The sequence below is a fragment of the Actinacidiphila sp. DG2A-62 genome (assembly GCF_035825295.1).
Taxonomy (GTDB): Bacteria; Actinomycetota; Actinomycetes; order Streptomycetales; family Streptomycetaceae; genus Actinacidiphila.
In genome coordinates, this window is the sequence record NZ_JAYMGI010000002.1 from 5,408,575 (window position 1) to 5,426,909 (window position 18,335).

18 protein-coding genes and 1 pseudogene are annotated in these 18,335 nt (G+C 76.5%); 11 read left to right on the forward strand and 8 right to left on the reverse strand.

Features of this window, described 5'->3' with window-relative positions; translation table 11 throughout:
- Positions 1 to 304: 304 nt before the first annotated feature.
- Complete coding sequence (locus tag VSR01_RS24345; protein WP_326453791.1) at positions 305 to 907, forward strand: TetR/AcrR family transcriptional regulator; 603 nt, start codon at positions 305 to 307, stop codon at positions 905 to 907.
- A 156-nt stretch (positions 908 to 1,063) separates the two neighbouring features.
- On the opposite strand, the gene VSR01_RS24350 is transcribed toward VSR01_RS24345, so the two are convergent.
- On the reverse strand, positions 1,064 to 1,684 hold the full coding sequence (locus VSR01_RS24350) for a PASTA domain-containing protein (RefSeq protein WP_326451265.1): 621 nt from the start codon (positions 1,682 to 1,684) through the stop codon (positions 1,064 to 1,066).
- A gap of 174 nt (positions 1,685 to 1,858) precedes the next feature.
- On the opposite strand from VSR01_RS24350, the gene VSR01_RS24355 reads away from it, so the two are divergent.
- Positions 1,859 to 2,737 carry a DUF72 domain-containing protein gene (locus tag VSR01_RS24355; RefSeq protein ID WP_326451266.1) on the forward strand — a complete coding sequence of 293 codons (879 nt, stop codon included), beginning with the start codon at positions 1,859 to 1,861 and terminating at the stop codon, positions 2,735 to 2,737.
- 202 nt (positions 2,738 to 2,939) lie between these two features.
- On the opposite strand, the gene tsaE is transcribed toward VSR01_RS24355, so the two are convergent.
- Genes tsaE through alr form a run of 3 tightly spaced genes read right to left on the reverse strand, consistent with a single transcriptional unit; the run spans position 2,940 to position 6,048 of the window.
- A complete protein-coding gene (gene tsaE / locus VSR01_RS24360; protein WP_442785525.1) occupies positions 2,940 to 3,647 on the reverse strand; it encodes a tRNA (adenosine(37)-N6)-threonylcarbamoyltransferase complex ATPase subunit type 1 TsaE in 708 nt (235 codons plus the stop codon).
- An 11-nt stretch (positions 3,648 to 3,658) separates the two neighbouring features.
- The gene (locus VSR01_RS24365; protein ID WP_442785703.1) at positions 3,659 to 4,876 is read right to left on the reverse strand and encodes an alpha/beta fold hydrolase; all 1,218 of its coding nucleotides are present in this window, start codon (positions 4,874 to 4,876) and stop codon (positions 3,659 to 3,661) included.
- On the reverse strand, positions 4,873 to 6,048 hold the full coding sequence (alr, locus tag VSR01_RS24370) for an alanine racemase (RefSeq protein ID WP_442785526.1): 1,176 nt from the start codon (positions 6,046 to 6,048) through the stop codon (positions 4,873 to 4,875). Before alr ends, VSR01_RS24365 begins: the two co-directional genes overlap by 4 nt.
- 412 nt (positions 6,049 to 6,460) lie before the next feature.
- Between alr and VSR01_RS24375 the strand changes: the two genes are divergently transcribed.
- Positions 6,461 to 6,730 (forward strand): hypothetical protein, encoded by a 270-nt coding sequence (locus VSR01_RS24375; protein ID WP_326451269.1) that lies wholly within the window; start codon positions 6,461 to 6,463, stop codon positions 6,728 to 6,730.
- Positions 6,731 to 6,806: 76 nt separating this feature from the next.
- Here VSR01_RS24375 and VSR01_RS24380 read toward each other — a convergent pair whose 3' ends face one another.
- Positions 6,807 to 7,388 carry a hypothetical protein gene (locus VSR01_RS24380; protein WP_326451270.1) on the reverse strand — a complete coding sequence of 194 codons (582 nt, stop codon included), beginning with the start codon at positions 7,386 to 7,388 and terminating at the stop codon, positions 6,807 to 6,809.
- Positions 7,389 to 8,172: 784 nt separating this feature from the next.
- Between VSR01_RS24380 and tsaB the strand changes: the two genes are divergently transcribed.
- From tsaB to VSR01_RS24400, 4 genes are all read left to right on the forward strand, one after another.
- Positions 8,173 to 8,838: a tRNA (adenosine(37)-N6)-threonylcarbamoyltransferase complex dimerization subunit type 1 TsaB gene (tsaB, locus tag VSR01_RS24385; protein WP_326451271.1), complete on the forward strand. Its 666-nt coding sequence runs from the start codon at positions 8,173 to 8,175 to the stop codon at positions 8,836 to 8,838.
- A 74-nt stretch (positions 8,839 to 8,912) separates the two neighbouring features.
- Positions 8,913 to 9,539, forward strand: coding sequence for a ribosomal protein S18-alanine N-acetyltransferase (rimI, locus tag VSR01_RS24390; RefSeq protein ID WP_326453793.1), 627 nt, complete (start codon positions 8,913 to 8,915; stop codon positions 9,537 to 9,539).
- Entirely contained in the window at positions 9,532 to 10,707 is a 1,176-nt protein-coding gene (gene tsaD / locus VSR01_RS24395) for a tRNA (adenosine(37)-N6)-threonylcarbamoyltransferase complex transferase subunit TsaD (protein ID WP_326451272.1), read from the forward strand. The genes rimI and tsaD overlap by 8 nt, the downstream gene beginning before the upstream one ends.
- Complete coding sequence (locus VSR01_RS24400; protein ID WP_326451273.1) at positions 10,704 to 10,970, forward strand: hypothetical protein; 267 nt, start codon at positions 10,704 to 10,706, stop codon at positions 10,968 to 10,970. Before tsaD ends, VSR01_RS24400 begins: the two co-directional genes overlap by 4 nt.
- Before the next feature lie 40 nt (positions 10,971 to 11,010).
- On the opposite strand, the gene VSR01_RS24405 is transcribed toward VSR01_RS24400, so the two are convergent.
- Together VSR01_RS24405 and VSR01_RS24410 are read right to left on the reverse strand one after the other, a co-directional pair.
- The gene (locus VSR01_RS24405) at positions 11,011 to 12,189 is read right to left on the reverse strand and encodes a class I SAM-dependent methyltransferase (RefSeq protein ID WP_326451274.1); all 1,179 of its coding nucleotides are present in this window, start codon (positions 12,187 to 12,189) and stop codon (positions 11,011 to 11,013) included.
- Positions 12,190 to 12,288: 99 nt separating this feature from the next.
- Positions 12,289 to 13,212: an alpha/beta hydrolase gene (locus VSR01_RS24410; protein WP_326451275.1), complete on the reverse strand. Its 924-nt coding sequence runs from the start codon at positions 13,210 to 13,212 to the stop codon at positions 12,289 to 12,291.
- 57 nt (positions 13,213 to 13,269) lie between these two features.
- Between VSR01_RS24410 and VSR01_RS24415 the strand changes: the two genes are divergently transcribed.
- Positions 13,270 to 13,746, forward strand: coding sequence for a MarR family winged helix-turn-helix transcriptional regulator (locus VSR01_RS24415; RefSeq protein WP_326451276.1), 477 nt, complete (start codon positions 13,270 to 13,272; stop codon positions 13,744 to 13,746).
- Between the two features lie 19 nt (positions 13,747 to 13,765).
- Here the strand turns inward: VSR01_RS24415 and VSR01_RS24420 are convergent, their stop codons facing one another.
- Positions 13,766 to 14,677, reverse strand: coding sequence for an SDR family oxidoreductase (locus tag VSR01_RS24420; protein ID WP_326451277.1), 912 nt, complete (start codon positions 14,675 to 14,677; stop codon positions 13,766 to 13,768).
- Between the two features lie 213 nt (positions 14,678 to 14,890).
- Here VSR01_RS24420 and VSR01_RS24425 point away from each other — a divergent pair.
- The 3 genes and pseudogenes from VSR01_RS24425 (at position 14,891) to groL (ending at position 18,171) form a co-directional block, all read left to right on the forward strand.
- A pseudogene (locus VSR01_RS24425) lies at positions 14,891 to 15,821 on the forward strand (LysR family transcriptional regulator).
- Between the two features lie 241 nt (positions 15,822 to 16,062).
- Entirely contained in the window at positions 16,063 to 16,371 is a 309-nt protein-coding gene (gene groES, locus VSR01_RS24430; RefSeq protein WP_033177833.1) for a co-chaperone GroES, read from the forward strand.
- Positions 16,372 to 16,545: 174 nt separating this feature from the next.
- Positions 16,546 to 18,171 (forward strand): chaperonin GroEL, encoded by a 1,626-nt coding sequence (groL, locus tag VSR01_RS24435; RefSeq protein WP_326451278.1) that lies wholly within the window; start codon positions 16,546 to 16,548, stop codon positions 18,169 to 18,171.
- Positions 18,172 to 18,335: the final 164 nt, after the last annotated feature.

The following is an 18,335-nucleotide window of genomic DNA, read 5'->3' on the forward strand; positions in this document are numbered from 1 at the left end:
GCGCGGTGCCCGCGGGCGGCCGGGGGGCGACACGGCTGGCGGGCGGCGCACGAGGCGGCGCGGGCGGCCGGAGACGGCGCGGTGCGGTGCGGATGGCGCATAGCGCGGCGCGGCTGGGCGCACGAGGCGGTGCGTGCCGCGTGCGGCGCGGTGCGGGTGGCCGGGGGCGGTGGTGTGCGGGCGGCGCGGTGATGGTGGTCGGGGTGGGCGTGCGGCGCGGTTGTGGTCGCGCGCGGGGTACCGTTCGCGAGAGGGCCGGGTGCCGGGCGGGCCGGCGGCGACGACGGGAGCGGATGTGACGGAGATGGCGTCGCGGCGGCGGGCCGGCCGCCCGGCCGGGGAGAGCCGGACCCGCGAGGACATCCTCGCGGCGGCCCGCGTGCGCTTCGCGGAGACCGGCTACGACCGCACCTCGCTGCGCGGCGTCGCCGCCGCGGCCGGCGTCGACGTCGCGCTCGTGTCGCACTACTTCGGCAGCAAGCAGCGGCTCTTCGCCGAGGCCGCCGAGCTGCCGGTGGACCCGGCGGAGGCGGTGCCGCGGGTGCTGTCCGGGCCGCGCGAGGAGATCGGGCGGCGGCTGGCCGAGCGGGTGCTCGACGTGCTCGGCACGCCCGAGGGGCAGCGCCGGGTCGTCGCGCTGATCCGCGCGGCGGCCTCGGAGGAGGACGCGGCGGCGATCGTCCGCGAACGCATCACCCGCGAGCTGCTCATGCCGCTCGCCACCGGCCTCGGCCTGCCGGACGCGCCGCTGCGCGCGGCCCTGATGACCACGCAGGTCGTGGGGCTGGTGATGAGCCGGCACATCGTCCAGGTCGACCCGCTGCCCGGCACCGACCGCGCCGTCCTGGTCGACGCGCTCGCCCCCACCCTCCAGCGCTACCTGGCCGGCGACCTGACCGCGGGCTGACGGCGACCTGACCGCGGGCTGACGGCGGGCCGACCTCGGGCCGACCTCCGGCGGGCCTCGCCCGGGTCCCCGGGGGCGACCGCGGGCTGACCCCGCCCCGACCGCGCGGTCCGCGGGCCCGCCGGCCCGCCGCCGCGCGGGTCCCCGCACACCCGCTCAGGGGCAGTGCTCGCCGATCTTCACCGCGGTGAACGTCACCGCCTGCCCGTGGTACGCGGCGCCCGGCTCCGGCGACTGGGAGCAGACCGTCCAGTCGGAGCCGAGCAGGACCACGCGGCCCCGGCTGCTCGCGTCCTTCTCGGTCACCTTCGCGTCCCGCGGCAGGCTGTTCCGCGCGGCCAGCAGGCCCTTGCCAGTGAAGTCGGGCATCGTCGCGCCGACCTTGGCGGGCGGCTTGCGGTCCGTCGCCGGGCAGTTCTCGGAGCGCTTCACGGCGGCCAGGTCGACCGTCGTGCCCGTGGACGCGGTGGCGCCCGCCGCGGGCGTCTGGAAGCACACCTTCCAGTCCCGGTCGAGGATCTGGTGCCGCAGGCCGCCCGTGGCGTCGTGGGAGGTGAGGTGGCGGAACCCGGCCGCCTGGGCGGCGTCCTGGGCGCTCTGCAGGCCCTTGCCCACCAGGTCCGGCACGGTCCTGTCCACCCCGGACGCCGAGGGCGCGGCGCCGGCGCCCGAACCGCCGGAGCCCGTGCTGTGCGGATCGCAGGCGCCGACGGCCACGAGCGCCGCCACGGCGAGGCCGAGCGCGGCGCGGGCCCCGCGGTTCTGATGCGTCGTCATACCGGAAGCCTGCTCGCCCCCGCGCGATCAACTCCCCCTTTCCACGGACGATTCGGACGCACGCACCCCCGATACGCCGCCCCGCCCGCCGCCCGCCGCCCGCCGCGTCCGCCGAGCGCCGCGTCCGCCGCCCGCCGCGGTGTCCGTCGCCGTCGACGGGGAAGGCAGGCCCCCATGGGTGACGTCAGGGTAGGCACGTGCTCGTGGACCGACCGCGCGCTGGTCGCCAGCGGCTGGTACCCGCGCGGACTGCGCGACGCGGCGGGGCGGCTGAAGCACTACGCCGGGCAGTTCGCCGTGGTGGAGGCGGACGCGACGTACTACGGCCTGCCCACCGCCCGCACCAGCGCCCTGTGGGCCGAGCGGACGCCGGCCGGCTTCCGGTTCGACGTCAAGGCGTTCTCCCTGCTGACCGGCCACCCCACCCGCCCGCAGGCGCTGCCCGCCGACCTGCGCGACGCGGTCGCCGCGCGCGGACGCGCGGCGGCGGACGACGACGCCCTGCTGGACGAGGTGTGGCGGCGCTTCGCCGCGGCCCTCGCGCCGCTGCGCGCGGCCGGCCGGCTGGGCGCGGTGCTCTTCCAGTTCCCGCCCTGGCTCGCGCCCGGCCCCGCGGCGGCCGAGCGGCTGCGGCGCTGCCGGGAGCGGACGGCCGGGTGGCCGGTGGCGATGGAGTTCCGGCACCCGGGGTGGTGGCAGGGCGAGCAGGCGGCGCGGACCGCCGAACTGCTCACCGCCTGGGACGTGCCGGCGGTCGCCGTCGACATGGCGCAGGGCCTGCCGGCGTCGGTGCCGCCGGTCGCCGTGGCCACCTCCGCGCGGCTCGCGGTCGTCCGCTTCCACGGCCGCAGCACCGCCTGGGGCTCGGGGACGAAGGAGGACCGTTTCCGCCACCGCTACACCCCGGCGGAGCTGGCGGAGTGGACCCCGCGCGTCCGCGCCCTGGCCGAACGCGCCGACGAGGTGCACGTGCTGTTCAACAACTGCTGCGCGGACGCGGCCGTCACCGCCGCCCGGACGATGGCCGACCTCCTCGACGCGGCGCCCGCGTAGCCCGTACGACACGCGGGGCCCGCGGACCCCCCCGCGGACCCCCGTGACGTCCGGACGCCGGACCGGCCCGCTCCGGCCGGACGGCGCCACCACCAGGCCGGTCCGCTACCACCTGGCCGGTCCGGCGTCACCCGGCCGGTCCGGGACCCGCGCCACCGGACCGACAGCCGCGCCGCCGGTCCGGCACCCGCGCCGGTCCCGGCTACGACCTGTCGTCGACCAGGGCCGCGGTGAGCGCGGAGAAGTCCTCCTGGGCCCAGCGCGGACCGATGCCGGTGATCGTCACGTCGCGCACGTCGTCGCCGCTGCCGTCCTCGCCGGCGTCGCCGTCCCCCGCGCCGGGGAAGCCGTTCCCGGACGCACCGGCCGCACCGGCCGCACCGGCCGCACCGGACGCACCGGACGCACCGGACGCACCGGACGCACCGGCCGCCGGGGTGCCGAGCGCCGGGTCCGCGGGCGTACCGCCGACCGTGCGGCCGATGACGACCTGGAGGCGGGCCTCGGAGAGTTCCTCCACCTTGCCCTCGCCCCACTCCACGACCACCACCGACTCCGGCAGCGACACGTCGAGGTCGAGATCCTCCATCTCGTCCAGCCCGCCGCCCAGGCGGTACGCGTCGACGTGCACCAGGGCCGGGCCGCCGACCAGCGAGGGGTGCACGCGGGCTATGACGAAGGTCGGCGAGGTGACCGCGCCGCGGACCTGGAGGCCCTCGCCGAGGCCGCGGGTCAGCGTGGTTTTGCCGGCCCCCAGCTCGCCGGTGAGCAGGACCAGGTCGCCGGGGGCCAGCAGCCCGGCCAGCCGCAGCCCGAGCCGGTGCATGTGCCCGGCGGTGCGGACGGTGAGGCGGACGGCGGGCGCGTCCTGCGCGGTACCCGTGGAGTACCGGTCGTGCGGTGTACCCATATCGGCGAATGCTACGCGTCGAGCGCGGGTGCCGTGAGCGCTCGCAGCGGAGCGGACACCGGCGCGCGCACCGCGTCGGCCGCGGCCGCGATCAGCCGGGCCAGCGCGGCGTTCACCAGCTCGGCCCGTTCCATGATCACCAGGTGGCCGGCGCCCGGCACCACCACCAGCGTCGCCTCCGGCAGCCGCTCGGCGATCTCCGCGCTGTGCGCGCTGGGCGTCAACAGGTCCTTGTCGCCCGCCAGTACGAGCGCGGGCAGGCCGTCCAGCACCGCCAGCGCGTCGCCCTTCTCGTGCTCGGTGAAGGCCGGGTAGAACTCCGCGACCACGTCGATCGGGGTGGCCTCGATCAGCCGCTCGGCGAACCGCTCGACCGCGGGGTCCACGTCCTGCGCGCCGAAGGAGTAGCGCTTGATGACGCCCGCGAAGAGGTCGGCGGTGGCCCGGCGTGTCCGCTCCACCAGGTCGACCTGGCTGCCCAGCATCCGCAGCAGGCCGGGCGCGACCGCCCGGAAGGCCCGTGCGCCTGCCGCTGGCAGCCCCAGCGTGACCGCGGCGAGCTTGCCCGCGGAGGTGGACAGGAACGCGACGCCGGCGACGCGCTCGCGGACGTAGTCCGGATACTGCTCGGCGAACGCCATCACCGTCATGCCGCCCATCGAGTGCCCGGCCAGCACCACCGGGCCCTCGGGCGCCGCCGCGTCCAGCACGGCCTTCAGGTCGCGGCCGAGCTGGTCGATGGTGGCCAGGCCCGCGGCCTGGTCCCGGCCGCGCTCGCTGCGGCCGTGGCTGCGCTGGTCCCAGTAGACCGCGCGCACGCCGCCGCGCAGCGCCGCGCGCTGGAAGTGCCAGGAGTCCTGGCTGAGGCAGTAGCCGTGGCAGAACACGACGGTCAGCGGCTGCGCCGGCGGCGCCGGGCGGGAGCGGCCGCGGCGCAGCAGCCGGCCGCGCCTGGCCGGCGCGGGCGGGCCGGTGTCGGCCGGCGCGGCCTCCTCGACCTCGTAGTACAGCGCGGTGCCGTCCTCGGCGACCGCGGTGCCGGGCGTGCCGCGCAGGGTGCCGTACGGGCCCGCGGCGTCCAGTGCGAGCCGGGCGCGGCGGCGCATCCCGCGGCCCACGGTGACGCGCTCGATGGCCACGCCCGCGGCGGCCCCGGCCGCGAGGACGCCGACGGCCGCGCCGACCAGGCCGGCCCGCTCCCAGGGAGAGTTCTCCGCCACGCCGGTCAGCCGTTTCCGGCGACCGGGCCCGCGCCCGCGTAGACGCGGGGGACGCGGGCGCCGACGCGGGTCACGATCTCGTACGCGATGGTGCCGGCCGCGCGGGCCCAGTCCTCGGCGGTGGGCTCGCCGTCGTCGCCGGGGCCGAACAGCACCGCCTCGTCGCCGGGGGACGCGGCGTCGCCGCCGAGGTCCACCACGAACTGGTCCATCGCCACCCGTCCCGCCACCGTCCGCCATTTGCCGGCCACCAGCACGGGGCCCGCGCTGGAGGCGTGCCGGGGCACACCGTCTGCGTACCCCAGCGGGACCAGCGCAAGCGTCGTCTCGCCCGGCGTGACGTAGTGGTGGCCGTAGCTGACGCCGTGGCCGCCGGGGACCCGCTTGACCGAGGCCAGCCGGGCGGCCAGCGTCATCACCGGCCGCAGCCCGAAGTCCGCGGGGCCGCCGAGCTGCGGCACCGGCGAGATCCCGTACATCGCCACGCCCGGCCTGACCAGGTCGAAGTGCGACTCGGGCAGGGTGAGGGTGCCGGGCGAGTTGGCGATGTGCCGGACCTCGGGGGTCAGCCCGGCGTCCTCGGCCTGGCGCAGCGCGCGGCGGAAGACGGCGAGTTCGCGGTCGATCGACGGGTGGCCGGGCTCGTCGGCGCAGGAGAAGTGGGCCCAGACGCCGGTGACGCGGATCAGGCCGTCGCGTTCGGCGGCGCGGGCGGCGTGGACCAGGTCGGGCCAGTCGGCGGGCTGCGCGCCGTTGCGGCCGAGGCCGGCGTCGATCTTGAGCTGGACGCGGGCGGGGCGGCCGGCGGCGCGGGCGGCGAGGGTGACCTCGGTCAGCGCCCAGCGGGCGCTCACGGTGACGTCGATGTCGGCGTCGACGCAGGCGCGCCAGGGGCCGCCGGGGGTCCACAGCCAGCACAGCACCCGGCCGCCGAGGCCCGCGGCGCGCAGCGCGAGCGCTTCCTCGGGCGTGGCCGTGCCGAGCCAGTCCGCGCCGGCCTCCCGCGCGGCGCGGGCGCACGGCACCATGCCGTGGCCGTACGCGTCGGCCTTGAGCACGGCCATGAACGCCGCGCCGGGCGCCTTGGCGCGCAACGTCCGCACGTTCGCGCGCAGGGCGTCCAGATCGATCCCCGCGTAGGCCCTCAACATCCCGCTGTCCTCGTACGTCATCCTCCCCATCCTCTCAGCAGGACGCCGGGCGCTGGGCGCTGGGCGTTGGGCTGTGAGGGGCGCGGGGCTGCGTGGGCGCCGGGCGCTGGGCTGTGAGGGGCGCGTGGTGTCGCGCGGGCGCTGGGCGTTGGGCTGTGACCACCCCTTCGGGGCGGGGCGGGGTCTCGGGCGTGTCGCGTCGCGTGGGCGCTGGGCGCTGGGCTGTGAGGGGCGCGGGGAACGGCGCGGGCGACGGGTCGCCGGGGGAGGGTCCGGGTGCGGACGGGAACCACCCCTTCGGGGCGGGCCCCAGACACGACATCGCGAAGCTTCGCCGACACGATGTCGGGAAGATGTTGCGCCCCACGGCCGAGACGTGGTGTGCTGGGGTGGACACACCAGTTAGGTGAACCTAACTTCGTCCGCATGGGGAGGCGCACACATGTCGTCCCACGACCCGCAGGTCCCCGAGAACGCCCAGGCCCGGCAGCCGTCCCCGCGCCCAGCGGCACCGCTGACCGCGCCCGCGACCACGTCCGTGTCCGCGCCCGGAAGCGCGGCCCCGTCCATGGGCGACCTGCTCGCCACCTGCGCCGCGGCCCGCGCCGTCTCGACGCCCCCGTCCGAGTCGACGGAGCACGCCGCCCCGGAATCCGCAGCGCCGCGCGCGACCCCCGTGCGGGACGCGCCGCCGCGCCGTGACGCCGCCTGAGCCCCCACCCGAATCCCCACCCGAACGGGTGATTTGGCGCGGCGCCCCCTGATGAGCACCCCGCAGGGGACCGCGGCTACGTGACGACGTCCACCGTCCGGCCCAGCGTCGCGAAGACCCAGAGCGCGCGCCCGTCCGCGCGCTGCTCCCGGATCGCGGTGCCGAGCTTGGCCGGATCGGGATCGCGGGTGGCCGCGGTGTCGCGCATCGGCGCGCTGAAGCCGACGTTCGAGCCGTCCACCTTCGCGAAGAACACCGCGTGCTCGACCTGGACGCCGTCCGCGCCGACGCCCTGCGCGCGCCGCGCGAACACCTGGTAGACGCCCAGGGGAGCGGGCGTGCCGCCCGGCGTGACGTCGAAGCGCCGCCGTACCCGCCCGTCCGGGCCGACGAGCCAGACCCGCTGCTGCGCGAGGCTGTAGACCACCCGCGCGCCGGTCGCCGCGCCGCGCGGCAGCCCCGCCCGGTCGGCCGGGGATCGCTCGTGCGCCGCCGCCCCGCGGGTCGCCGCCGCGGCTTCCCCGGCCGCGGCGTCCGAGGCGTCGGCGGCCAGCGAGCCGAGCGTGATGAACGCCGCCGCGAGCAGCGCCGCGACCAGCACTCCCGCGGGCGCGCGCGGCACCTCCAGTCCCGCCCACCCCTGCCGCGCGGCCTCCACGCCGCGCCGACCCCACGCCGCCGCCCTGCGCGCGACCCCGCTCCCCACCTCCCGAGCCCGCACCCCGATTCCCACGCCCGCCCCGGCAAAGCTTCCCGCCCCGCCCGCCTCGGCCTCGCTGCTCGGGCGGCCCGCGCTGCCCGCCGCCGTCCGGCCGCGCCCGTCCCGCGCCCCCGGTTCCGCCGGTCCGTCCGACCCCGCTGCCTCGCCGGCGCTTCCCGGCTCACCCCGCACCGCCGGGTTCCCCGGCTCATTCGGCGTCGGCGAACTCTTCGGCCTGCCGGCCCCGCCCGGCTCGGACACTTCGGCTTGCTTGGCCCCGCGCCCTGCGGCTGTCGTCCGGCCGCGCGCGCCCCGCGCCCCCGGTTCCGCCGGTCCGTCCGACCCCGCCGCCTCGCCGGGGCTTCCCGGCCCACCCCGCGCCGCCGGGTTCCCCGGCCCACCCGGCGTCGGCGAACCCTTCGGCCCGCCTTGCTCGCCTTGCTCGCCTTGCTCGGGCATCTTCGCTGATCCGCTTCCCACCGCGTGCTCCCCGTGGGTCGGGCTCTCCGTGCCGGTCGCGCCCGACCGGCCGCCGGCCGTCCGGTCGCGAGAGGCGCCCGGCCGTACGGCCGGTTCGGCCCCCAGGGCCCGGTGCGGGCCGCGCGCGGGCGGGCTCCGGTCTCGGGAGAGCGCATGGTCCGGTCTGCCGAAAAGTCTGTAATGCGCGCTTTGTGAAGATCGACGGTAGCAGCGAACCCCGCCGCCGCCGCGGCGGCACGCGCCCGCGCCGTAGGCTTGGCGCGTGCTGCTGCTTGCCTTCGACACCGCCACGCCCGCCGTCACCGCCGCCCTGCACGACGGGCAGCGGGTGCTCGCCGAGTCCACCGTGGTGGACGCGCGCCGGCACGGGGAGTTGCTCGTTCCCGCCGTGGACCGGGTGCTCGCGACCGCCGGGCGGGAGATCGGCGAGGTGACCGGCGTGGTCGTCGGGACCGGGCCGGGGCCGTACACCGGGCTGCGGGTCGGGCTGGTGACCGCCGCCGCGTTCGGCGACGCGCTGGACGTGCCGGTGCACGGCGTCTGCACGCTGGACGGGCTGGCCTGGGCGGCCGGCGAGGCCGGGCTCGCGGGACCGTTCGTGGTCGCGACCGACGCCCGCCGCAAGGAGGTGTACTGGGCGCGCTACGACGGCCCGCTGCACCGGACCGCCGGGCCCGCCGTGGACCGTCCCGCCGAGCTCCCGGTCGAGGTGACCGACCTGCCCGCGGTCGGCGCGGGCGCCGCGCTCTACCCCGAGGTCTTCACCGCCCACCGCCCCGACCCCGCGCACCAGTCGGCCGGCTCGCTCGCCGCGCTGGCCGCCCGCCGGCTCGCCGACGGCGCTCCCTTCGACCCGCCGCTGCCGCTGTACCTGCGGCGGCCCGACGCCCAGGTCCCGGCCGGCTACAAGGCGGTACTGCCCAAGTGACCGGCGGAGCGACCGGCGGCGCGGCGGGCGGCGCGACCGGCGCGACGCCCGCGGCGGGCGTCGCGCTGCGGCCGATGCGCTGGTGGGACATGGACGCGGTGATCGCGCTCGAACACGACCTCTTCCCCGAGGACGCCTGGTCGCGCGGCATGTTCTGGTCCGAGCTGGCCGACACCCGGCACCCGGGCGCGACCCGGACCTACGTCGTCGCCGAGGAGGCCGCGACCGGCCGGCTGGCCGGCTACGCCGGGCTCGCCGCGGTCGCCGGCACCGGCGACGTGCAGACCATCGCCGTGGCCCGCGACCACTGGGGCACCGGCCTCGGCGCCCGGCTGCTGACCGCGCTGCTGCGGGCCGCGACCGCCGCCGAGTGCCACGAGGTGCTGCTGGAGGTACGGGTCGACAACGCCCGCGCCCAGCGCCTCTACCGGCGCTTCGGCTTCGAGCCGATCGGCCTGCGCAAGGGCTACTACCAGCCCGGGAACGCCGACGCCCTGGTGATGCGCCTCGCCGACCCGGCCGCGGCCCCGGCGCACGACCCCGTCGTGGCCCCGGCACACGACCCGGCCGCGGCCCCGGCGCACGACCCCGCGGCGGACCCCGGCGATCGGGCGGACCCCGCCGACCCCGCCGACCCCACCGCCACGGCCCCCGCCCCCGACACCGCCCGACCCGAACCGTCCGAGGAAAAGCATGGCTGACGAACCCCTTGTCCTGGGCATCGAGACCTCCTGCGACGAGACCGGCGTCGGCATCGTGCGCGGGCACACCCTGCTGGCCGACGCCGTCGCCTCCAGCGTCGACGAGCACGCCCGCTACGGCGGCGTCGTCCCCGAGGTGGCCAGCCGCGCACACCTGGAGGCGATGGTCCCCACCATCCGCCGGGCGCTGGCCGAGGCCGGGGTCAGCGCGCGCGACCTCGACGGCATCGCGGTCACCGCGGGCCCCGGCCTGGCCGGCGCGCTGCTCGTCGGCGTCTCGGCCGCCAAGGCGTACGCCTACGCGCTCGGCAAGCCGCTCTACGGCGTCAATCACCTCGCCTCGCACATCTGCGTCGACCAGCTCGAACACGGCGCGCTGCCGGAGCCGACGATGGCGCTGCTGGTCTCCGGCGGCCACTCCTCGCTGCTGCTGGCCCCCGACATCACCAGCGACGTACGGCCGCTGGGCGCGACGATCGACGACGCGGCGGGCGAGGCGTTCGACAAGGTCGCCCGGGTGCTCGGGCTCGGCTTCCCCGGCGGCCCGGTCGTCGACCGCCGGGCCCGCGAGGGCGACCCGGCCGCGATCGCCTTCCCGCGCGGCCTGACCGGCGGGAAGGACCCGCTGTACGACTTCTCCTTCTCCGGCCTGAAGACCGCGGTGGCGCGCTGGGTCGAGGCCCGTCGCAGGGCGGGCGAGGAGGTGCCGGTGGCCGACGTCGCCGCGTCGTTCCAGGAGGCCGTGGTCGACGTGCTGACCCGCAAGGCGGTCCGCGCCTGCAAGGACAACGGGGTCGACCACCTGATGATCGGCGGGGGAGTGGCCGCCAACTCCCGGCTGCGCGCGCTGGCGCTGGAACGCTGCGAGGCCGCCGGCATCCGGCTGCGGGTGCCGCGGCCCAAGCTGTGCACGGACAACGGCGCGATGGTCGCCGCGCTCGGCGCCGAGATGGTCGCGCGGGGGCGGGCCGCGTCGACGTTCGACCTGCCCGCGGACTCCTCGCTGCCGGTCACCGAGATCTCCGTGCCCGGCCACACGCACGACGACGCCCACGGCCACGACGACGGCCACGATCACGGGCGCGGCCACGGCCACGGTGGCGGCCACGGCCGGGCCCACGACCACGACCATGTGCACGAGTTGAGCAAGGACAACCTCTACGGATGACCGTCACGCTGATGTGGGAGGCCGCCGCTGCCGAGGGACGCGGCGGCGAACTCCTCGACTGGGCGCGGGAGTCGGCGACGTCGCTGCCCGGCGTCCCGCGCCGCAGGGAGTTCCTCACCGCGCCCGGCGACCGGGTCCTGGTGCTCACCTGGTGGGACGCGCCCTACGCCGCGGAGCTGCCGGAACTCGCCGACCCGCCGGCCGAGTTGGTCCGCCGCGAGGTGCACCGCTGGCGCTTCGTCTCGGTGTCGGTGGAGAACTGACCGTCGGACGCCCGGCCGTGGGCGGGGAACCGGCGAGGCGTCAACTTCCTTGGAGCGGGCCGCCGATCAGCATCGACGGCGCGCCCGCGACCCGGGTCAGGAAGACCGTCGCCGCGTGCGGGCCCTTCGGCCTGACCCGCCGCCTGACCTCCTCCGGCTCCACCGCCGAGCCCCGCTTCTTCACCGTCAGCGTGCCCACCTCGCGTTCGCGCAGCAGCGCCTTGAGCCGCTTGAGGTGGAACGGCAGCACGTCGTGGATCTCGTACCCGGTGGCGTACGGGGTGGGCAGCGGCTCGTCCGCGGTGACGTAGGCGATGGTCGGGTCGATCAGCCCGCCGCGCAGCCGTGCCGCCACCTCGCCGACCAGGTGGGCGCGGATCACCGCGCCGTCCGGCTCGTACAGGAACCGGCCCGGCGCGCGGACCGGCGGGATCTCGGGGGCGGCGGCCCGGCCGGCCAGGTGCGCGCCGGACGGCAGCAGCGTGGCGCGCACGGAGCCGGGCCCGGTGCCGAACCACAGCGCGGCCTCCTTCACGTCGCCGCCGTCCGACACCCACTCCGCCTCGGCGTCGTGCGGCACCGCGTCGTGCGGGACGCCGGGGGCGACCTTCACCGCGGCGTACCGGACCGCGCGGGCGGCGGCCACCGCCCAGGACAGCGGCGGCTGGTACGCCTCGGGGTCGAAGGTGCGGCCGCGGGCGGTGCGGCGGGCCGGGTCCACGAACACGGCGTCGTAGCCGGCGGTGTCGACGTCCGCGACGTCGGCGCAGCGCACCTCGACGCGGTCGGCCAGGCCGAGCGCGTCGGCGTTGGCACGGGCCACCGCGCAGGTCAGCGGATCGCGGTCGACCGCGAGGACCTCGATGCCGGCGCGGGCCAGGGCGAGGGCGTCACCGCCGATGCCGCCGCAGAGGTCGGCGAGGCGGCGGACGCCGAGGGCGCGGAAGCGGTCGGCGCGGTGGGCGGCCACGGTGGCGCGGGTCGCCTGCTCGGCGCCGTGCGGCGTGAAGTACATGCGGGCCGCGTCCGCGCCGAACTTGGCGCTCGCGCGGCGGCGCAGGAGGGCCTGGGTGAGGGCGGCGGCGACCAGCTCCGCGTCGTGCGTGCGCCGCAGCCGGGTGGCCGCGCCGAGCTCCTCCCCGGCGCGCAGGTCGCGCACCTCCTCCAGCACGGCCTGCCCCTCGGGCGTGAACAGCCGCCCGAACCCCTCAACGTCCATCCCGCCATTCTCCCGGTGTCCGCGCGTGCCCTGGCCCGGGCGTGCCCTGGCCCGGGCGTGCCCGACTCGCGCGTGCCCCCGGCCCGGGCGTGCCCCGGCCTACGCCGCCGACGTGCGCGCCGCGCGTCCGGCGCGCACCCGCTGGCCGAGGAAGAGCGCCGCGCGCTCCAGTGCCTCGTCCGCCTCGTCCAGGACGCCGGCGAACGCCTGGAACACGTGCGGCACGTCGGCGGTGACGTCCAGGATGACGTCCACCCCGGCCGCCCGCGCACGCGCGGCGAGGCGGGTGGAGTCGTCCAGCAGGATCTCGTTCGTGCCCACCTGGATCAGCAGGGGCGGAAAGCCGGTCAGGTCGGCGAGGACGGCCGGGCTGAGCAGGGGCTGGCGGGGGTCGGCTCCGGCGAGGTACATGGCCCCGGTGTGCTCGACGGCCTCGCGGGTGAAGACCGGGTCGACGCCTTCCTTGGTGTCCATGCTCTCGCCCGTGCGGGTGGCGTCGAGGCCCGGGGAGAACGCCACGAGGGCGGCGGGCAGGGGGAGGCCGGCGTCACGGGCGGCGAGGCAGGTGGTGACGGTGAGGCCGCCTCCGGCGGAGTCGCCGGCGAACACGACGGCCGAGGGGTCCGCGCCGGCGTCCAGGAGGGCGCGGTAGGCGCTCAGGGTGTCCTCGATCGCGGCCGGGAAGGGGTGCTCGGGGGCGAGCCGGTAGTCCGGCGAGTACGCCCCGAAGCCGGTCCTGGCCACCAGGTGGCCGGTCAGCGACAGGGCGGTCTCGGGGGAGCCGAACACGAAGCCGCCGCCGTGGAAGTACAGGATCGTCCCGGCGCGGGGCCCGCGCGCGGGCTCGACCCGCAGGGCGGGCCGGCCGCCGAGCGTCGTGCGCGTGGTGTCGATGGTGTCGGGCACGGTCATCCGCGCCATCAGCGCCGCGAATCCGGCGCGCAGCTCCTCGACCGGCCGGGGGCCCGCGGGCCGTGGCTGTCGCAGCATCGCGTCGATCCGGGCACGCTGTTCCCTGCTCATGGGGCACTCCTGGCACACATATCTTCCACGGCACTAGCTTCCACTACACTATATGCCATGGAATCTAAGTCGAGCGGTGGCGAGGTCGACCTTCCGGGCTTCTTCGACGATCTGGTCCGGTGCGAGACGCGTCTGTACAACGCCCTCAACGACCGTCTGCGGGAGCGGCACGGGATCGTCACCTCGCAGTTCGAGTGCCTGCGCTTCCTGCGGGACCGTCCCGGCGCCCGGGTGGCGGACGTCGCCGCCGAGTTCGCCATCGGCGTCGGGGCGGCCAGCAAGGGCGTGGACCGCCTGGAGACCCGGGGATGGGTCGTCCGGCAGCCCAACCCCTCCGACCGGCGGTCCTCCCTGCTGGCCCTGACCGACGACGGCTCGCGGCTCGTCGACGCGGCGGCGCGGACCTTCGCCGACGGCCTCGCCGCGCTGATCGGCGGCACGCTCGACGGCCCCTCGACCGCGGCCGCCGCCCGCGCCGTCGCGACGCTGCGCTCCGTGCTCGAACGCGACCGGATCGGCACGCCCACCGGCTGACCGGACCCGGCCGGGACTCCTAGCGCGAGGCGTAGGCCGCGATGTCGGCGAAGAGGGTGGGGCGGGTGGGGCGCCAGCCGAGCAGCTCGCGGGTGGCCGCGCCGGACGTCGGGTTGTCGACGCCGACCAGCGCGCCGAGGAAGCCGAAGTGCGCCGCCGCGTCGGCCGCGGCGACGGGCCGGACCGGCACGCCGACGCCCCGCCCGATCGCCTCCGCGATCTCGCGGAACGCCACCCCCTCCTCCGCCACCACGTGCAGCCGCGTCCCCGCCGGCGCCGACTCCAGCGCGAGCCGCAGCAGCCGCGCCGCGTCGAGCCGGTGCACCGCGGGCCAGCGGTTGGCGCCGTCGCCCACGTACCCCGAGAACCCCTTCTCGCGGGCGATCGCGACCAGCCGCGGCATGAACCCGTGGTCGCCCGTGCCGTGCACGGTCGGCGCGAACCGCGCGATCGACGTGCGCACCCCGCGCCGCGCCAGAGCCAGCGCCGCGTTCTCGCTGGCGATCCGCGGCTCCGTCGACGCCGGGTCGGCCACGACGTCCTCGGTGGCCACCACCCCGGGCCCGGTGATCCGCGCGGCCATCAGCGTCCCCGACGCGATCACCAGCGGCCGGCCCGACCCTTCGAGCACCCCGCCCATCGCCTCGATCGCGGTGAGGTCCTTGCGCGCGTTGGCCGCGAAGGTGGCCTCGAAATCGCTCAGGTCGTGGTTGTAGGCGAGGTGCGCGACCGCCTCGGCGGACGCCGCGCCCGCGCGCAGGGCGTCGAGGTCGTCCAGGTCCCCGCGGTGCGGCCGCGCCCCGGCCTCGGTCAGCGCCTTCGCGCCGGCGTCGGAGCGCGCCAGCGCGAGAACCTCGTGCCCGGCGTCGAGCAGCTCGCGGACGAGGGCGGAACCGATGAAACCGGTGCCGCCGGTGACGAAAACACGCATGGTGCGGTCCTTCGCGGAAGATGCGGGCGGGATACGCGGCAGGCGGGCGCCGAGCCCGCGCCCGGGCCCCGCCGCCGTCTCCTCCATCGTCGGAACGCGCCCGGTCCCGCGTCCAATGCCTGGTGCGTACGGCGCAATACGGATCGGGCAACACCCCAGCTCGTACGGCATCGCCCGGCTCCGTACCCGCCGGGCCGTGATTACGCTGGAGGCATGACGGCACCCGTCCCGCCCGCCGCGGACCTCGACCTGCGGCTGGTCCGCTACTTCACCGTCGTCGCCGAGCACCTGCACTTCGGCCGCGCCGCGCAGGCGCTGCGGGTCGCGCAGCCGTCGCTGAGCCGGCAGGTCCGCCGGCTGGAGGAGCAACTGGGCGCGCGGCTGCTGGAGCGCACCCCGCAGGGCAGCCGGCTGCACCGAGGCCGGCGAGGTCTTCCTGCCGCGCGCCAGAGCGCTGCTGCGCGCGGCCGCGCAGGCGTCCGCGGCCACCCGGGCCGCCGCCGAGCCCGGCCGGTTCGTGATCGGCTACACCACCGGCCTGATCGTCACCCCCGCCGTCCGCGAACTGCGCCGCCGGCACCCCCAGGCGCAGGTCCAGAGCACGCACGTCAGCTGGCGGGAGGCCCGTACCGCGCTGCGGGACCGCCGGGTCGACGCGCTGGTGACCCGGCTGCCGTTCCCCACCGAGGGCCTGGACGTCACGGTGCTGTACTCCGAGCCGCGGGTGCTCGTGGTGCCGCTCGACCACCGGCTGGCCGGCCGGGAGTCGGTCACCCTCGACGACATCGCCGACGAACCGCTGCCGCGGATACGGGACTTCGACCCGGACTGGAGCGCCTTCTGGCGGATCGACCCGCGCCCGGACGGCCGGCCCGCGCCCGGCGGCCCGGTGATCGACGCGCTGGAGGACAAGTTCGAGGTCGTCGCGGCCGGCGAGGCGGTGGCGATCGCGGCCCGGGTGCGCGGGGTGGGCCTGCGGCCCGACCTGACCTCGGTGCCGCTGGAGGGCGTCGAGCCGAGTCATGTGGTGCTGGCCGTGCGGTCCGGCGAACGCGGCCGGCTGCTCGCCGACTTCCGCACCCTCGCCCGCCGCCTCGCCGACGACCACCGGGACCCGCCCGCGCCCGCCGCGCCCGGCGGCTGAGCCCCGGCGCGAGGCCCGCGCCGGCCCCGCGCGGGTGCGGTCCTGCGCGCGGCTCCGTGTCGCGACTCTGGCACTCCGCTTGACCGAGTGCTAAGCGCGTCCTAGTCTCGGTCCTGGCACTCGGCGCCGCTGAGTGCCAGACTGAAGCGACGGGCAGGTCCGGCACCCGCGACGACGGGCCTACCAGGTCGCCGACCCAGACAGACACTCCCGTGAGCCCTTTGAAGGGGGAGGTCGGATCGTGACGACCGCCAGCACCAAGGTTGCCATCAAGCCGCTCGAGGACCGCATCGTGGTCCAGCCGCTGGACGCCGAGCAGACCACGGCCTCGGGCCTGGTCATCCCGGACACCGCCAAGGAGAAGCCCCAGGAGGGCGTCGTCCTGGCCGTGGGCCCGGGCCGCTTCGAGGACGGCAACCGGCTGCCTCTCGACGTCGCCGTGGGCGACGTCGTGCTCTACAGCAAGTACGGCGGCACCGAGGTGAAGTACAACGGCGAGGAGTACCTCGTCCTCTCGGCTCGCGACGTCCTCGCGATCATCGAGAAGTAGTCCCCGGCTCTTCTTCACCCACAGCCGTGATCCCGCCCCGGGAGTCCGAGTCCTTGAGGCCGGGACCCGGGGCGGTGTCGTTGACCGTCCTTGACGACGCGCGCCGGCCGCCGTCCGCCCTCCGCGACACGACAGCCGACGACCACTGACGATTAGACGAGGTAGTTCGCAGGCATGGCCAAGATTCTGAAGTTCGACGAGGACGCCCGTCGCGCCCTGGAGCGCGGCGTCAACAAGCTCGCCGACACCGTGAAGGTGACGATCGGCCCCAAGGGCCGCAACGTCGTCATCGACAAGAAGTTCGGCGCCCCGACCATCACCAACGACGGTGTGACCATCGCCCGCGAGGTGGAGATCGAGGACCCCTACGAGAACCTGGGCGCGCAGCTCGTCAAGGAGGTGGCGACCAAGACCAACGACATCGCGGGCGACGGCACCACCACCGCGACCGTGCTGGCCCAGGCGCTGGTCCGCGAGGGCCTGCGCAACGTCGCCGCCGGCGCCTCTCCGGCCGCCCTGAAGAAGGGCATCGACGCCGCCGTCAAGGCGGTCTCCGACGAGCTGCTCTCCTCCGCCCGCGCGATCGAGGGCAAGGAGGACATCGCCGCGGTCGCCGCGCTGTCCGCCCAGGACAAGCAGGTCGGCGAGCTGATCGCCGAGGCGATGGACAAGGTCGGCAAGGACGGCGTGATCACCGTCGAGGAGTCCAACACCTTCGGGCTGGAGCTGGACTTCACCGAAGGCATGGCGTTCGACAAGGGCTACCTGTCGCCGTACTTCGTCACCGACCAGGAGCGGATGGAGGCCGTCCTCGACGACCCGTACATCCTCATCCACCAGGGCAAGATCTCCTCGATCCAGGACCTGCTGCCGCTGCTGGAGAAGGTCATCCAGGCCGGCGGCTCCAAGCCGCTGCTGATCATCGCCGAGGACGTCGAGGGCGAGGCCCTGTCCACGCTGGTGGTCAACAAGATCCGCGGCACCTTCAACGCCGTCGCGGTCAAGGCGCCGGGCTTCGGCGACCGCCGCAAGGCCATGCTGGGCGACATCGCCACGCTGACCGGCGCGACCGTCATCGCCGAGGAGGTCGGCCTCAAGCTCGACCAGGCCGGCCTGGACCTGCTGGGCACCGCCCGCCGGGTCACCGTCACCAAGGACGACACCACGATCGTCGACGGCGCCGGCGACAAGGCCGAGATCGAGGGCCGGGTCGGCCAGATCAAGGCGGAGATCTCCACCACCGACTCCGACTGGGACCGCGAGAAGCTGCAGGAGCGCCTGGCCAAGCTGGCCGGCGGCGTCTGCGTCATCAAGGTCGGCGCGGCCACCGAGGTCGAGCTGAAGGAGAAGAAGCACCGCCTGGAGGACGCGATCTCCGCGACCCGCGCGGCGGTCGAGGAGGGCATCGTCTCCGGCGGCGGCTCCGCGCTGGTGCACGCGGCCAAGGTGCTCGGCGAGGGCCTGGGCAAGGACGGCGACGAGGCCACCGGTGTCGCGGTCGTCCGCCGCGCCGCGGCCGAGCCGCTGCGCTGGATCGCCGAGAACGCCGGCCTCGAAGGCTACGTGATCACCTCCAAGGTGGCCGAGCTGGACAAGGGCCACGGCTTCAACGCGGCCACCGGCGAGTACGGCGACCTGGTCAAGGCCGGCGTCATCGACCCGGTCAAGGTCACCCGCTCCGCGCTGGAGAACGCGGCCTCGATCGCCTCGCTGCTGCTCACCACCGAGACGCTCGTGGTCGAGAAGAAGGAAGAGGAGCCCGAGGAGGCCGCGGGCCACAGCCACGGCCACTCCCACTGACGCGACCGCCCTCCTCCCGGAGGACGGCAGTCCGGCAGTACCGCGGCGCCGCGGCGCGCGGCGCACCGCTCCACGGCCGAGGCCCGGCCCCCACCCCGGGGGCCGGGCCTCGGCCGTGCGCGCTCCTCTGCCGCGGTGTCTGCCGTGGTGCCTGCCGCCGCACG

Coding starts and splice junctions, on each gene's coding strand:
- VSR01_RS24345 (WP_326453791.1), top strand. CDS start 305: ATGGCGTCGCGGCGGCGGGCCGGCCGCCCGGCCGGGGAGAGCCGGACC.
- VSR01_RS24350 (WP_326451265.1), bottom strand. CDS start 1,684: ATGACGACGCATCAGAACCGCGGGGCCCGCGCCGCGCTCGGCCTCGCC.
- VSR01_RS24355 (WP_326451266.1), top strand. CDS start 1,859: ATGGGTGACGTCAGGGTAGGCACGTGCTCGTGGACCGACCGCGCGCTG.
- tsaE (WP_442785525.1), bottom strand. CDS start 3,647: ATGGGTACACCGCACGACCGGTACTCCACGGGTACCGCGCAGGACGCG.
- alr (WP_442785526.1), bottom strand. CDS start 6,048: ATGGGGAGGATGACGTACGAGGACAGCGGGATGTTGAGGGCCTACGCG.
- VSR01_RS24375 (WP_326451269.1), top strand. CDS start 6,461: ATGTCGTCCCACGACCCGCAGGTCCCCGAGAACGCCCAGGCCCGGCAG.
- rimI (WP_326453793.1), top strand. CDS start 8,913: ATGCGCTGGTGGGACATGGACGCGGTGATCGCGCTCGAACACGACCTC.
- tsaD (WP_326451272.1), top strand. CDS start 9,532: ATGGCTGACGAACCCCTTGTCCTGGGCATCGAGACCTCCTGCGACGAG.
- VSR01_RS24400 (WP_326451273.1), top strand. CDS start 10,704: ATGACCGTCACGCTGATGTGGGAGGCCGCCGCTGCCGAGGGACGCGGC.
- VSR01_RS24405 (WP_326451274.1), bottom strand. CDS start 12,189: ATGGACGTTGAGGGGTTCGGGCGGCTGTTCACGCCCGAGGGGCAGGCC.
- VSR01_RS24410 (WP_326451275.1), bottom strand. CDS start 13,212: ATGAGCAGGGAACAGCGTGCCCGGATCGACGCGATGCTGCGACAGCCA.
- VSR01_RS24415 (WP_326451276.1), top strand. CDS start 13,270: ATGGAATCTAAGTCGAGCGGTGGCGAGGTCGACCTTCCGGGCTTCTTC.
- VSR01_RS24420 (WP_326451277.1), bottom strand. CDS start 14,677: ATGCGTGTTTTCGTCACCGGCGGCACCGGTTTCATCGGTTCCGCCCTC.
- groL (WP_326451278.1), top strand. CDS start 16,546: ATGGCCAAGATTCTGAAGTTCGACGAGGACGCCCGTCGCGCCCTGGAG.